The sequence below is a fragment of the Bacillus sp. NTK074B genome (genome assembly GCF_017303375.1).
Taxonomy (GTDB): domain Bacteria; phylum Bacillota; class Bacilli; order Bacillales; family Bacillaceae_B; genus Rossellomorea.
This window is the reverse complement of the sequence record NZ_JAFKOH010000001.1, coordinates 180,067-194,024: the sequence shown is the minus strand read 5'-3', so window position 1 is coordinate 194,024 and position 13,958 is coordinate 180,067. Positions and strand designations below refer to the sequence as shown.

Here is a 13,958-nt window from a genome sequence, read left to right as displayed (position 1 = left end):
GAGTCGGGTATCCATTATCGGGATACCAATAAAGCAGGTGTTATAAATGTTACCAACTATATTTCAACAAGCGGTTCCCGTTTTAACAAAACTTGAAGAGGCTGGCTTCAGAGCCTACTTTGTCGGAGGGTCCGTCAGGGATTATTATTTAGACAGGACAATTAACGATGTAGATATCGCCACATCTGCCTATCCTGAGGAAGTAAAAGGGATTTTCCAGAAAACGTTTGACATTGGTATTGATCATGGAACAGTCCTTGTCATAGAGGACGGCAGGGAGTATGAGGTCACCACATTTAGAACCGAATCGTCCTATACCGATTACAGAAGGCCGGACAAAGTGGAATTCATCCGTTCCCTTGAAGGTGATTTAAAACGGCGGGACTTTACCATGAATAGTATGGCCATGGATGGTAGTGGCCAAGTAATAGATCCATTCTATGGTAAAGAAGATATACATAACGGGCTGATCAGGACCGTGGGTTCACCCGCAGCGAGATTTTCTGAGGATGCGTTGCGCATGATGAGGGCTGTCCGGTTCGTCAGTCAATTAGGATTCGCAGTCGAGGACTCAACATTATCCGCCCTGTGCGAGCACTCCCCTCTTCTGGAGCATATAGCAGTGGAAAGAAAGGTGTCGGAATTTGAAAAGATTCTGGGAGGCAAGTGGAAGCAAGAGGGGCTGAAACTTCTTGTCCATACAAACCTGTATAGGGAGCTCCCTGGGTTAAGCGAAATACATGCAGGGCTACTGGAAATTTTGGAAATTCCCCGTTTGGATAGGTTAGACCAACATCAGGCATGGCTGCTCTTACTCACTTATGTGGGAGATGACAATAGTCAAGGATTTTTGAAGAGTTGGAGACTTCCTACCAAAATAATCAAGACCCGTTCTAAAGAATTAGGCATTCTTAAGGAAAGAAAAGCTACCGGATGGACAAAGCATTTACTGTATCGTGCTGGTCTTGATGCCGCGCTTAATGTAGAAACAGTGTACGGGTGTTTGGACCCTTCAGGTGATGTTTCATTAGAAGAATTAAAGAAGCAATTCCATCAACTGGTGATTACATCCAAACAGAAACTGGAAGTAACCGGTAATGATCTGATGAAATGGACGGTTAAACAGGGAGGTCCCTGGATCAAAGAACTATTATCTGAAATTGAAGCGGCAATTGTTAATGAAACAGTACCCAATGATAAAGAAGAGATAAGGAGGTGGCTAGAAACATGCAATCGACTATAAGAAAAAAAGTCCTTCAAGCACTATTCGAGTCTGATCGGGAATTTTTATCAGGGCAGGCCCTTGCGGATATTGCAGGCTGTTCAAGGACCGCTATATGGAAGCATATTGAAGAGCTCCGTAAAGAAGGCTTCGTTCTGGAAGCCGTTAGAAAAAAGGGATATCGGATCATTGAAACCCCCGACGGTGTCACTGAGAGTAAAATCCGTTTAGGTCTTCAAACTTCTACGTTAGGGAATGTCATCCATTATGAAGAATCTGTCCCTAGCACGCAGCGGATCGCACATACTCTTGCAAGTGATGGAGCGGAAGAAGGTACTCTAGTCATCGCAGATGAACAGACAGCAGGAAGAGGCAGATTGATGAGGGAATGGCACTCGTCAAAAGGAACAGGTATATGGATGAGCCTGATTTTAAAGCCTCTCCTGCCGCCTCAAAAGGCCCCTCAGTTCACACTGATCGCGGCTGTGGCTGTTGTACAGGCAATCGAGGAAGTGTCTGACCTGCACCCACAAATCAAATGGCCGAATGATATACTCATAGATGGCAGAAAAGTAACAGGAATCCTTACAGAGCTTCAAGCCGAATCGGATAAAATCAATTCGATCATTATCGGGATCGGGATGAATGTCAATCAGACAAAGGAACATTTTCCTGATGACATTCAAAGAATAGCAACGTCTCTTTCCATCGAACAAGGAAAAAGCCTGTCAAGATCTGAATTGGTTCAGAGGCTTCTCGAACGTTTAGAGACTTTATATTACCTATATATGAAAGAAGGTTTCACCCCCATCAAGCTTTTATGGGAGAGCTACGCCATCAGTATAGGGAAGAAAATCCGGGCAAGGACCATTAATGGAACCATTGAAGGCAAGGCGCTCGGAATTACGGAGGATGGAGTCCTGAAGATCGAGGATGCCGGTGGCGCCATCCATCAGATATACTCTGCCGATATTGAAGTGAATATATAAAATCCTACGGGATGGAGTCAAAACCTGTACTTCCATCCCGCTGTTTTGTGATATAATCTCATTGGGCAGTATCGTAAGAACTGCACCTGTAAAATGAAGCATGTATAGAATACTATTTCTGCCTTGATCCATTGTGGACTGGGACAGAGGGTCGAAACCATGATATCAAACACTTATGATCCTTCTGTCATTTTAACAGGAGGTTTTTTTAGATTTGTAATGAAAGTGCTTTCATGAACGTTTCGTCACCTCTGACTGAAAAGAAGGAGGATCACATGAAACAAACAACAGATTTTCTTAAGATGAAGAATGAAAAAGAGAAGATTTCCATGGTCACTGCGTACGATTATCCAAGTGCCAAATTAGCAGAAGAAGCGGGAATCGATGTCATTCTGGTGGGAGACAGTCTGGGGATGGTCGTTTTAGGATATGATTCGACAGTACCCGTGACGATCGATGATATGATTCACCACACCAAAGCAGTAAGAAGAGGGGCAACAAACACCTTCATCGTGACTGATATGCCGTTTATGTCGTACCACTTGTCAAGAGAAGAAACCCTTAAATCGGCTGCAGAGATTCTCCAACTGGGAGGAGCACATGCCGTCAAGGTGGAGGGGGGAGACCATGTCATCGACCGAATTCAAGACCTGACCGGTGCGGGAATTCCCGTGGTGGCCCATCTAGGATTGACTCCTCAATCTGTAGGAGTCCTTGGAGGGTATAAAGTACAAGGGAAAACAGCAGACACTGCAAGGAAATTGATTGACGACAGCATTAAATGTGAAAAGGCCGGTGCCTTTGCCCTCGTGCTCGAATGTGTACCGAGGCAAATCGCACAGAAGATCTCTGAAGCGTTAACGATACCGACGATAGGAATCGGTGCCGGAGTGGAAACAGATGGACAAGTGCTGGTCTTTCATGACCTTGTCACTTATGGGGTAAACCGGGTGCCTAAGTTTGTCAAACAATTTGGAAATGCATCTGAAGTCATTCATAACAGTTTAACAAGTTATATAGAAGAAGTGAAGAGTAACAGCTTTCCGACAGATGAGCATTCCTTTACGATGCGGGATGAAGAACTCCATTCCCTTTATGGCGGGTTGAAAAAATGAACGTCATAACATCTATTGGTGATTTGAAACTGCATATAGAACATTTGAAGAATACTGGTAAAACAATCGGGTTCGTTCCTACGATGGGATTTCTCCATGAGGGGCACTTGATCTTGACAAAAGAAGCAAGGGATAACAATGAAATCGTCGTAATGAGTATCTTTGTAAATCCACTCCAGTTTGGCCCGAACGAAGATTTTGACCGTTATCCCCGCAATGTTGAGAGAGATACAGAGTTAGCAAGGGGAGCCGGGGTTGATATCCTTTTCATTCCTGAAGTGGCTGACGTTTACAGGGGAAAGCAGTCAGTGACAATGAGCGTGAAAGAGCGTGTTGATGTACTGTGCGGACGGAAACGGGAAGGTCATTTTGATGGAGTGGTTACCGTCCTGACAAAATTATTTCATCTCGTGCAGCCTACAAGGGCTTACTTCGGCCAGAAGGACGCCCAGCAAGTTGCGGTCGTAGAAGGGCTGGTAAGTGATTACTTCTTTCCCGTGGAAATCGTCAGGATCCCTACCGTTCGGGAAGAGGACGGGCTTGCCAGGAGCTCGAGAAATGTCTATCTATCTCCTGAAGAAAGAGTAGAAGCTCCTTTTCTCTATCAAAGTTTGAAAGAAGCAAGAAAGAGTATTGAAGGCGGAGAGAGAAACCCTTCTGTCATTACAGGGAAGATTTCAGATGATATTCAAGAGCGTACTTCAGGCACCATCGATTATGTGGAAGTGCATTCCTATCCGGAGCTTGAAGCACTGGAACGACTGGAAGGTGACATCATCATAGCTTTGGCTGTCCAATTTCAACAAGCCAGGTTAATAGATAATATAATCATCAGTGTAGATTCGGAGGAGGATTCAAATGTTTAGAACGATGATGAGCGGAAAAATTCATAGAGCGACTGTAACGGAAGCCAATCTTGATTATGTGGGAAGCATTACCATCGATCAGAATATCCTGGATGCAGTAGGAATGATGGCTAATGAAAAGGTACAGATCGTCAACAACAATAACGGTGCCCGCCTGGAGACCTATATCATACCGGGAGAAAGAGGAAGCGGCGTCATATGTTTGAATGGAGCGGCTGCAAGACTCGTACAAAAAGGTGATATCGTCATCATCATTTCGTATAAACTGGTAGCTGAGGAAATGGTTCATGACCATATCCCGAAAGTGGCCATCATGGGAGAAAATAACCGTGTGATTGACATGATTGGAACAGAACCGGAAGCCACAATACTATAAGAGATAGGCGAGTCTTCTAATGTTGGAATAGGAGACTTGCTTTTTTGTTTATGGTACACTTATTTAGAAAATCATAAGAGTAGGATCTAAATAAAGGCAGTGAATAACATGTACCCATTTAAATTGGTTGTCATCGACTTGGAAACAACAGGAAATTCTCCGAAAAAGGGAGAAAAAATCATTCAACTATCAGCGGTCATTATTGAAGGCGGAAAGATCATAGATCAATTCACGTCATTTGTATCACCTGGAAAACCCATTCCTGTGTTTATTGAGGAATTAACCGGGATCAACGATGAAATGGTGAAGGATGCGCCAGCCTTTCATGAAATTGCACCTAAAATTCTTGAGCTTTTGGACCATGGTATCTTTGTGGCCCATAACGTTCAATTTGATCTATCCTTTCTTCAGGCAGAATTGGAAGAATCGGGATACAACCCATTTACGGGACCTGCCTTTGATACTGTGGAATTAGCGAAGGTGGTTTTGCCATCCGCGGACAGCTTTAAACTGACGGAGCTTTCCAATTCATTGGAGTTAAGCCATGTAAGGCCCCATCAGGCTGATAGCGATGCTTATGTGACAGCTGAAATTCTTCTCTATTTTATCGAAGAACTTTCAAAGCTGCCATTGGTCACCCTTGAAAGGCTTCACAAGCTTTCGAAACACTTAAAGAGTGATCTTGATTTGTTGTTTGACAGCATTGTGACAGAGAAACAAAAACGTGTAGAGGATCTTTCTGAAGAATTAGAGGTTTATCGTGGTCTGGCCCTGCGAAAGAAAAATCACTCAGTGACACCCGATGAAGATCATCACTTTATTGAACCCGATATAAACGAACAGCTGGTAAAACATGTCCCTTTTTACGAAAAAAGAGAGCAGCAAATGGAAATGATGAATGAGATCAAGTGTGCATTTCATGATTCGAAGCATGTGGTCATCGAAGCTGGCACCGGGGTTGGGAAATCACTTGGTTACTTATGGCCCGCCGTCATGTTTGCCAAGAGTAACAAGGAAAAAGTGGTCATCAGTACATATACGATTCAATTACAAGAGCAATTACTCCATAAAGAAATTAAGTTATTGGAGAAAATCAGCCCAACCCCATTCAGAACCGTTCTCTTGAAGGGAAAGAATCATTACATCAACTTGTTCAAATTCGAGCAGTCTCTCAGGGAAGATGAGTCACAATACGATGTGATCCTGACAAAGATGCAGATCCTGGTATGGCTGACTCGGACCGAGTCCGGGGACATGGATGAACTGAACCTCACTTCCGGAGGGCAGTTGTTCTGGAATCGTTTAAAACATGATGGCTGGCACCTGGCTCACACGAAGGATCCATGGGTAGGGAAGGATTTCTATCTTACTGCCCGGAAAAATGCACAGGAAGCCGATATCATCATCACGAACCATTCTATGCTTCTGATGGATATGGTGAGGGAGAGCAGTATGTTGCCTCCTTATGATTATTTAGTGATCGATGAAGCCCATCATTTGGAAAAGTCAGCACGACAACATCTTGGGGTAGTCATGGATTATCTCTCCATTAAGTTTAACACTTCCCAATTAGGGACGCTGGACCAGAAGCAACTATTTTACCGGCTGGATCAGCTTCTCACCAGTCACGGGGTAGGTTTTAATACACATGCCTTTGAATTGGATGCGAAAATCGGACAGTTTTATATGGACTTGGAAGAAGCCATGTCTGTATTGACGAGTGTTTTCTATAAGAAGGCAAAAAAGAGAACGGGGATACAAAAAATCCAGCTGCGCATTACCGATGAAATGAAAAAGAGCAGTTACTGGCAGCCGGTCGTTATGTCAATGGAACGTGTCATTTCAGGGATGAAGTATATAGAAAGAGAGTTCCAACAGGCGTTGGATGCCATCAAGGAAAAGAAAATCAAACTCCTTGATAAAGAAAAAGCCTTGATTGAAGAATTCTTCAGCTTTTTAGTGGATTGGACAGAATTGAGAACGAATGTTCAAACCGTGTTCTTAAATAAGATGGACAACCACGTTCTCTGGCTGGATGGAGATACAAGATCATTGCCAAATAGTCTTTCTATACAATCGCAGCCTATTACCGTCGACCGGGATCTACAGTGTGAGATTTTCGCCAAAAAGAAAAGTGTGGTTCTGACATCCGCCACGTTGACCGTCAGTGGATCTTTCAATTATTTCTTGAATGAGATTGGCCTGAACGGAAAGAGTGTAAAACAGCTTCAGCTTACCTCTCCTTTTGATTATAATGAGGTTTCAAGGCTTTTCGTCCCTGTGGATGTACCAGAAATCCAGCAGGTTCAAAATGAAGAATACATTGAAGCCATTAGCTCCCATCTAATAGGGGTGGCACAGGCGACTAAAGGACGTATGCTCATTTTATTCACTTCCTACGATATGTTAAGGAAAACGTATGAGCTGATGAAAGAAAGTGGCTTGTTAGAAGAATATGTACTGATGGCCCAGGGAATCACTTCAGGTAGCCGTACCCGGCTGACGAAGAACTTCCAACGCTTCGATAAGGCGATTTTATTTGGTACGAGCAGTTTTTGGGAAGGAGTGGACATTCCAGGAGAGGACTTGTCCTGTCTAGCCATGGTGAGACTTCCGTTTTCCCCGCCGGATGATCCGGTCAATCAGGCGAAATCGGACATCCTCATAGCTCAAGGGAAGAATCCCTTTTCCTCACACTCTTTGCCTGAAGCTATTATCCGCTTTAAACAAGGGGTGGGAAGGCTGATCAGGAGGAGCAGTGATCGTGGTATCGTAATTGTGTACGACCGTAGAGTCATGACCACAAGGTACGGAAAAGCGTTTTTACAGTCGATTCCTTCTATGGAAGTCAAAGAAGGAGATCTATATGATTTGGTCTCTTTGATCGATGAGTGGCTCTGAATCCATTTAAACTTCAGTGATAAAATCTCTTCTTTAACACAACCTAAAGAGTAGGTGTGGAACTGGAGGATTGTGAATGAGAGTGATTATATCAGTAATGGTGTCTTTTCTCCTGGTCATTTCGAATGCTTATGGAATGAAAGTCCCCAAGGTGGATTTACATGTGACACAAGAAGAGTATGCGATTAGTTTCCTCCCTGTTCAGAAAGGGGAGGTCGCTGTACTTCACTTGGCTTCGGGGGATCATTATATGATCAATACAGGAAGTTTTCGGGACCGCAATCAACTTTATTATTATTTCAATCAAATTCATATAGACAACATAAAGGGTTTAATCATCACGGAGAAAAGTGAAGTAGATGAAAAAATGATGGATGAATTGGTGAAAAAATTCAGCATAAAAGAAATTGTGGCAGGAGAATCCCTTGAACCGTATATACCTCAACAATTCTTACCAATCCTTCATACCATTCAAGAGGACCAGACCTACACTTTTTCTGATGAATTAGCCATGAGGGCTGTTCATGACGGAAATGAGATAGGAGAAGGGCTGGACTTTTCCATCACCTTTTTTCACCATCGTTTTCTCTGGCTGAGCTCTCAATCTTCTCATTCTGAAGGGGTGCTGCTAATGAAACCCCTGAAAAATGTCAACATCGTTAAAATACCGGTTCATTCTAAATCAGAAAGCATGTCTCACCGTCTTCTGGAGCATGTTGATCCACAAACCGCCGTTGTTTACCGCTCGAAAGAAAGACTTCTTAATGGTGATATGCTTGAGGCGATCAACGAAGCGTGGATTGATCTCTACTTAACAGGGCAACATGGGTTGATTGCAGTGAAATTTAACAAGAGAAATTATGAGGTCCTCACGTTCGATCAAGAAGATGGCGTTTTCAAGGATGAAGGGTGAACTCATAGGAGGCTGACAATTCAGCCTTCCGTGTGCGAAATCATGATCGTTTTTTATGATAACCCCCTACCATGGTGGCCCGTTATGTTGTTATAATATGTGTAGGGTTTTTTACATTTAAGTAAGGCAGGAGATAAAAGGAGGAGCAACATGGAAAGTCGAATTGAAATTCTTTCCACCGTCCGTATCGAGTATACGGATAACCTATACAAAGTGGTTGATACACTAAATAGAACGTTAAAAAAAGATGATTATATGTTTGGTTTAGCTTTAGATCCGGAAGATCAAAATCAAGCAGTTTTAACAATTTATCGTACATAAAGAGTGATTGTAATGAAAAAAGTGATAACCATTGTAGTAGTATTATTCATCGTCATTGGAGTAACCTCTTCAGTCCTAATATATCAAATTTCCCGAGACCCACTCGATCAAGAGGCAGATATGGCCTTAAAACGGGTCGCAGACGAAACGGCTATTGTTAAAGTAGAAAACACAAGCTTCTATAATGGATCTAAATCCTATGTGGTCGTAACCGGTGAAAATAACACAAAGGAAAAGCTGATTGCATGGGTTCCCAAAAAGAAAGGGGATATTGTTGAGAAAAAATGGGCTGATGGCATTACAAAAGATCAGGCAATCAATAAACTAAAAGATGAAAAGAAACCGAAAGAATTATTATCAGTCCGCTTAGGATACGAGTCGGTCGGTCCCGTATGGGAAATGACCTACTTAGATCAACAAGATAATTTAAACTATTATTATCTGCTGTTTTCTACCGGAGAGTGGTGGAGGAAAATTGAAAATTTATGATCAGGGGGAAAACGTCAATGAAATTCACATTAGCTGATAGAGTCAGTGCATTAACACCATCAACGACATTAGCAATCACGGCTAAAGCGAAAGAGATGAAGTCACAGGGAATCGATGTCATCGGGTTGGGTGCAGGTGAACCAGACTTTAATACACCGGAACATATCATTCAGGCTGCATATGAGTCCATGACGGAAGGTCATACCAAATATACTCCATCAGGCGGTATGGCGAAATTGAAAGAAGCCATCATCCACAAATTCGAAACAGATCAAAAGCTGACGTATACATCATCCGAAATCATCGTGACCAGTGGTGCGAAGCATGCCCTTTATACATTGTTCCAAGTCCTGTTAAACGATGGGGATGAAGTCATCATCCCTACTCCCTACTGGGTCAGCTACCCTGAGCAAGTGAAGCTTGCCGGAGGGGTTCCGGTGTTTGTGGAAGGGAAAGAGGAGAATGCCTACAAAATTACTCCACAACAGCTGAAGGAAGCAATCACATCAAAAACAAAGGCCGTCATTCTCAACACACCAAGTAATCCTACAGGTATGCTATATTCCCGTGAGGAGCTTCAAGATATCGGGAATGTTTGCTTAGATAAGGGCATTATGATCGTGTCAGATGAAATATATGAAAAGCTGGTTTATGGTGGAAACACACATACTTCCATTGCTGAATTGTCCCCTGAACTAAAAGAACTAACCATCGTGATTAACGGAGTATCTAAATCCCACTCCATGACCGGGTGGAGAATCGGGTATGCGGCAGGTAACGAAGGGGTTATAAAGGCCATGACCAATCTTGCGAGTCATTCTACATCAAATCCTACTACAACCTCACAATTTGGCGCTGTCGCTGCCTATGCAGGGGGTCAAAAGCCGGTAGAGGATATGAGAAACTCTTTCCAAGAGCGATTGAACATTGTGTTTGATAAGGTGAACAATATCCCTGGATTTCATTGTTTGAAGCCTCAAGGTGCTTTCTATCTTTTCCCGAATGTATCGGAAGCCGCCAAGAACACAGGATATATCAATGTGGATGAATTCACGAAAGCCCTTCTGGAAGAGGCAAAGGTAGCAGTCATCCCCGGCTCAGGTTTCGGATCTGAAAACAATATCCGTCTTTCATATGCCACAAGCCTTTCAGCCCTCGAGAACGCAATCGAACGTATGCACGAATTTGTTGTCAGCAAAAGTAAATAATACCAGGTTTGCAGACCGTATACCGGTCTGCTTTTTCCTTAAAATCATCTCGTTTTACTCTATCTATTGCGACAGGATAACGGTAAATGTATAATAAAGGACGATACATAAGCGTCTTAGTTTTTTTGGAGGGAAAAAATCGTGAAAACTACTATATCTCAAGTAAGTAAGTTCGTTGGGGAAGAAGTAACCATCGGAGCATGGCTCGCCAACAAACGTTCAAGTGGAAAAATTGCCTTTCTCCAGCTTCGTGACGGAACAGGATTCATTCAAGGTGTCGTCGTCAAAAGTGAAGTGGAAGAAGAAATCTTTCAAAAAGCAAAATCATTAACACAAGAGACATCACTATATGTAACAGGTACAGTTTCTGAAGATTCTCGTTCTCCTTTTGGATACGAACTGCAGGTGAAAAGTGTAGAAGTCATCCATGAAGCTTTGGATTATCCGATCACTCCGAAGGAGCATGGAACCGAATTCCTTATGGACCATCGTCACCTTTGGCTTCGTTCACGCAAGCAGCATGCCGTGATGAAAGTGCGTAATGAAATCATTCGGGCTACATATGAATTCTTCAATCAAGAAGGATTTGTAAAGGTGGATCCACCAATCCTCACAGGAAGTGCACCTGAAGGAACGACAGAATTATTTGCCACGAAATATTTCGAGGAAGACGCGTATCTTTCCCAAAGTGGTCAGCTTTATATGGAAGCTGCAGCCATGGCACTCGGGAAAGTATTCTCATTCGGACCTACATTCAGGGCGGAAAAGTCGAAGACCCGTCGTCATCTAATCGAATTCTGGATGATCGAGCCTGAAATGGCATTCTACGATTTCAAGGATAACCTGGAAGTTCAGGAGCAGTATGTGTCTTACATCGTCCAATCCGTACTGGATCATTGTAAGCTTGAATTAGATCGCCTGGGAAGAGATACATCTAAGCTGGAGCAGATCAAAGCCCCGTTCCCTCGCATCACCTATGACGATGCACTGAAATTATTACATGAAAAAGGCTTTGATGACATCGAATGGGGAGATGACTTCGGTGCCCCTCATGAGACAGCCATTGCTGAAAGCTACGACAAGCCGGTATTCATCACCCATTATCCGACTTCTCTAAAGCCTTTCTATATGCAGCCGGATCCGGATCGTGATGATGTAGTACTATGTGCAGACTTGATCGCTCCTGAAGGGTATGGAGAGATCATAGGTGGTTCAGAACGTATCCATGACGCAGAGTTAATGAAGCAGCGCATTGAAGAGCATGAGCTTGCTACAGACGCATACAAGTGGTACCTTGAGCTAAGGGAATATGGGTCCGTTCCTCATTCCGGATTCGGTCTTGGTCTCGAAAGGACAGTAGCCTGGATCAGCGGAGTAGAACATGTAAGGGAAACCATCCCATTCCCGCGTCTATTGAACCGTTTATACCCATAATAAAACCAAACCTAGAGCTGGCGGAATTGCTAAGGCAATTCTCGCCGGTTCTTTTGTTTATGATCTGGTTTTTTCCATCTTTCTTCTAATCCGTAACCATGTCCACATATATTGAATCATGATATACTATTGAGTGAGGTGTGCTGAATATGGATTATAAACATTTAATGGTGTCCTGGATAGAAGAGGGGACACTGAACATTCCGCAATTATTATTATCAAATTACCATACACTGGGATTAAATGAATCAGAATTTGTTCTGCTTCTGCATATTTATGGCCATTTGGAAAAGGGCAACTACTTTCCGACCCCTGAAGAACTTTCCATGCCGATGAGCATTTCCGGTGAATATTGTTCATCCCTATTACGGAAACTCATTCAACAGCAGTTTTTATCGATTGAAGAAGGTTCATCGTCAGATGGCATTCTATTTGAGAAGTACTCCCTGAATCCCCTTTGGGAAAAGCTGGCGGAATTCGTCATACAGGATTCAAAGATGAAACAAATGCAGCAATCAATGGAAGAAGAAGCGGACATTTATACAACATTCGAACAGGAATTTGGTCGTCCTCTTTCTCCATTGGAATGCGAAACTCTTGCTATGTGGCTGGATCAGGATGATCATAATGCGATTATCATTAAAGCAGCTTTGAGGGAAGCCGTCATTTCAGGGAAGTTGAACTTCCGGTATATCGACCGGATTCTATTCGAGTGGAAGAAGAACGGCGTGAAAACCATTGAAGACGCCCGAAGTCAAAGTCAGCGCTTCAGATCCCATCAGAAGCAGGCTGCTCCCAATGAGTCAGCGTCTTCCCCTAAACGGAAATCCGTTCCATTTTACAATTGGCTTGAGCAATAAAGTGTTCAAAGGGGACTGCACCTGCCCGGGTCAGTCCCTTTTCATTTGATACATATCATTCCTTTTGCTGGAGGTAGTAGATAACATGTTAAATAAAAAACAGATACAAATATGCCTGGATGAAATGAGGGAAATGTTCCCGGACGCTCACTGTGAACTTCGTCATGACAACCCATTCGAGCTCGTGATTGCGGTCCTTCTTTCGGCACAGTGTACGGATGTTCTTGTCAATAAAGTCACCAGGAATTTATTTGAGAAATATAAACAGCCGGAGGACTATCTCGATGTCACGTTGGAAGAACTCGAGCAGGACATACGCTCTATCGGTTTGTATCGTAACAAAGCAAAAAATATCCGAAGATTGTGTGAGATTCTCCTAACAGAGTATGGAGGGGAAGTACCAGAGAGTCACGAAGAGTTAGTGAAGCTTCCCGGTGTCGGCAGGAAAACGGCGAACGTAGTGGTTTCTGTTGCCTTTGGAATCCCTGCTTTGGCGGTTGATACACATGTTGAACGGGTGAGTAAGCGGCTCGGGATTTGCAGGTGGAAAGACAGCGTCCTGGAGGTTGAAAAAACGTTGATGAAGAAAATTCCCAGGGAAGAATGGTCCGAAACTCATCATCGCTTAATCTTCTTCGGCCGCTATCATTGTAAAGCGCAATCTCCTCAGTGCGAGGTTTGTCCATTGGTAGACCTGTGCAGGGAAGGGCAAAAAAGATTGAAGAAAAAGGGCGACATATGAGTACAACAGTATTCAACATCCCAAGGGAATTAAGAGATCCTTTTTTCTTTACCGATGATAAATTGAAGTTCAATGAGTCGCAAATCAAGCCTTGTAATCCTCTTTTCGCATTTGAGATCCTTTATTATAATGGGGAGAACGTAAATCCTGTGCCCTGGATGGTTCAAGGTGCGTTTGCAAAAGACATCATCAGGGATTGGAAAAAGGAAGAGGATCATATTAAAGCGTTGTTCAGAAGCCGTTCAAAAAACGTGTTGGAGTCAATGAGAAAAAGCATTGGTGGGTTTTATTTACTTTTGTATTGGACGAATAAACAGCCGGTAAATTTGGACAATTGGCAGTCTACAGTTGAACGATTTTCCTTGAAGCCTGTTAATGTCGTTGAACGGTTAACCTTCATTAGGGATAATCCGGCACTTTATCATTCTTATATACAGCTGGCTCAGCTTTTTGAGGAACAACATAAACAGTACGCCAAGTATCTGGCATTGAATCAATCCGCAAATAAATAAGGCAACGAGA

At 43.1% G+C, this 13,958-nt stretch carries 14 protein-coding genes; all 14 read left to right on the top strand.

The annotated features are described in order from the left end of the window. Positions 1–46 precede the first annotated feature (46 nt). Positions 47–1,243 carry a CCA tRNA nucleotidyltransferase gene (locus tag JI667_RS01060; protein WP_206849219.1) on the top strand — a complete coding sequence of 399 codons (1,197 nt, stop codon included), beginning with the start codon at positions 47–49 and terminating at the stop codon, positions 1,241–1,243. Beyond that, complete coding sequence (locus JI667_RS01055; protein WP_206849217.1) at positions 1,228–2,211, top strand: biotin--[acetyl-CoA-carboxylase] ligase; 984 nt, start codon at positions 1,228–1,230, stop codon at positions 2,209–2,211. Before JI667_RS01060 ends, JI667_RS01055 begins: the two co-directional genes overlap by 16 nt. 275 nt (positions 2,212–2,486) lie before the next feature. Continuing rightward, positions 2,487–3,326, top strand: a complete 840-nt coding sequence (panB, locus tag JI667_RS01050; protein WP_206849208.1) for a 3-methyl-2-oxobutanoate hydroxymethyltransferase — start codon at positions 2,487–2,489, stop codon at positions 3,324–3,326. Next, a complete protein-coding gene (gene panC / locus JI667_RS01045; protein ID WP_206849206.1) occupies positions 3,323–4,192 on the top strand; it encodes a pantoate--beta-alanine ligase in 870 nt (289 codons plus the stop codon). The genes panB and panC overlap by 4 nt, the downstream gene beginning before the upstream one ends. After that, positions 4,185–4,568 carry an aspartate 1-decarboxylase gene (gene panD, locus JI667_RS01040; protein WP_206849203.1) on the top strand — a complete coding sequence of 128 codons (384 nt, stop codon included), beginning with the start codon at positions 4,185–4,187 and terminating at the stop codon, positions 4,566–4,568. Before panC ends, panD begins: the two co-directional genes overlap by 8 nt. 108 nt (positions 4,569–4,676) lie before the next feature. Next, complete coding sequence (gene dinG / locus JI667_RS01035; RefSeq protein WP_206849201.1) at positions 4,677–7,469, top strand: ATP-dependent DNA helicase DinG; 2,793 nt, start codon at positions 4,677–4,679, stop codon at positions 7,467–7,469. A 76-nt stretch (positions 7,470–7,545) separates the two neighbouring features. Next, the gene (locus JI667_RS01030) at positions 7,546–8,382 is read left to right on the top strand and encodes a hypothetical protein (protein WP_206849199.1); all 837 of its coding nucleotides are present in this window, start codon (positions 7,546–7,548) and stop codon (positions 8,380–8,382) included. 150 nt (positions 8,383–8,532) lie between these two features. Then, positions 8,533–8,703 carry a YpmA family protein gene (locus tag JI667_RS01025; RefSeq protein ID WP_082051082.1) on the top strand — a complete coding sequence of 57 codons (171 nt, stop codon included), beginning with the start codon at positions 8,533–8,535 and terminating at the stop codon, positions 8,701–8,703. Positions 8,704–8,715: 12 nt separating this feature from the next. After that, positions 8,716–9,192 (top strand): DUF5590 domain-containing protein, encoded by a 477-nt coding sequence (locus JI667_RS01020; RefSeq protein WP_206849197.1) that lies wholly within the window; start codon positions 8,716–8,718, stop codon positions 9,190–9,192. 17 nt (positions 9,193–9,209) lie between these two features. Beyond that, positions 9,210–10,400, top strand: coding sequence for a pyridoxal phosphate-dependent aminotransferase (locus JI667_RS01015; RefSeq protein WP_206849195.1), 1,191 nt, complete (start codon positions 9,210–9,212; stop codon positions 10,398–10,400). A gap of 141 nt (positions 10,401–10,541) precedes the next feature. Further along, positions 10,542–11,834, top strand: coding sequence for an asparagine--tRNA ligase (gene asnS, locus JI667_RS01010; protein ID WP_206849193.1), 1,293 nt, complete (start codon positions 10,542–10,544; stop codon positions 11,832–11,834). A gap of 149 nt (positions 11,835–11,983) precedes the next feature. Then, positions 11,984–12,694, top strand: a complete 711-nt coding sequence (locus tag JI667_RS01005) for a DnaD domain-containing protein (RefSeq protein ID WP_206849190.1) — start codon at positions 11,984–11,986, stop codon at positions 12,692–12,694. A gap of 85 nt (positions 12,695–12,779) precedes the next feature. Next, positions 12,780–13,436, top strand: a complete 657-nt coding sequence (nth, locus tag JI667_RS01000) for an endonuclease III (RefSeq protein WP_206849188.1) — start codon at positions 12,780–12,782, stop codon at positions 13,434–13,436. Continuing rightward, on the top strand, positions 13,433–13,948 hold the full coding sequence (locus tag JI667_RS00995; RefSeq protein WP_206849186.1) for a YpoC family protein: 516 nt from the start codon (positions 13,433–13,435) through the stop codon (positions 13,946–13,948). The genes nth and JI667_RS00995 overlap by 4 nt, the downstream gene beginning before the upstream one ends. Positions 13,949–13,958 lie beyond the last annotated feature (10 nt).

Coding starts and splice junctions, on each gene's coding strand:
- panC (WP_206849206.1), top strand. CDS start 3,323: ATGAACGTCATAACATCTATTGGTGATTTGAAACTGCATATAGAACAT.
- JI667_RS01025 (WP_082051082.1), top strand. CDS start 8,533: ATGGAAAGTCGAATTGAAATTCTTTCCACCGTCCGTATCGAGTATACG.
- JI667_RS00995 (WP_206849186.1), top strand. CDS start 13,433: ATGAGTACAACAGTATTCAACATCCCAAGGGAATTAAGAGATCCTTTT.
- panD (WP_206849203.1), top strand. CDS start 4,185: ATGTTTAGAACGATGATGAGCGGAAAAATTCATAGAGCGACTGTAACG.
- JI667_RS01030 (WP_206849199.1), top strand. CDS start 7,546: ATGAGAGTGATTATATCAGTAATGGTGTCTTTTCTCCTGGTCATTTCG.
- JI667_RS01055 (WP_206849217.1), top strand. CDS start 1,228: ATGCAATCGACTATAAGAAAAAAAGTCCTTCAAGCACTATTCGAGTCT.
- dinG (WP_206849201.1), top strand. CDS start 4,677: ATGTACCCATTTAAATTGGTTGTCATCGACTTGGAAACAACAGGAAAT.
- panB (WP_206849208.1), top strand. CDS start 2,487: ATGAAACAAACAACAGATTTTCTTAAGATGAAGAATGAAAAAGAGAAG.
- nth (WP_206849188.1), top strand. CDS start 12,780: ATGTTAAATAAAAAACAGATACAAATATGCCTGGATGAAATGAGGGAA.
- JI667_RS01060 (WP_206849219.1), top strand. CDS start 47: ATGTTACCAACTATATTTCAACAAGCGGTTCCCGTTTTAACAAAACTT.
- JI667_RS01020 (WP_206849197.1), top strand. CDS start 8,716: ATGAAAAAAGTGATAACCATTGTAGTAGTATTATTCATCGTCATTGGA.
- JI667_RS01005 (WP_206849190.1), top strand. CDS start 11,984: ATGGATTATAAACATTTAATGGTGTCCTGGATAGAAGAGGGGACACTG.
- JI667_RS01015 (WP_206849195.1), top strand. CDS start 9,210: ATGAAATTCACATTAGCTGATAGAGTCAGTGCATTAACACCATCAACG.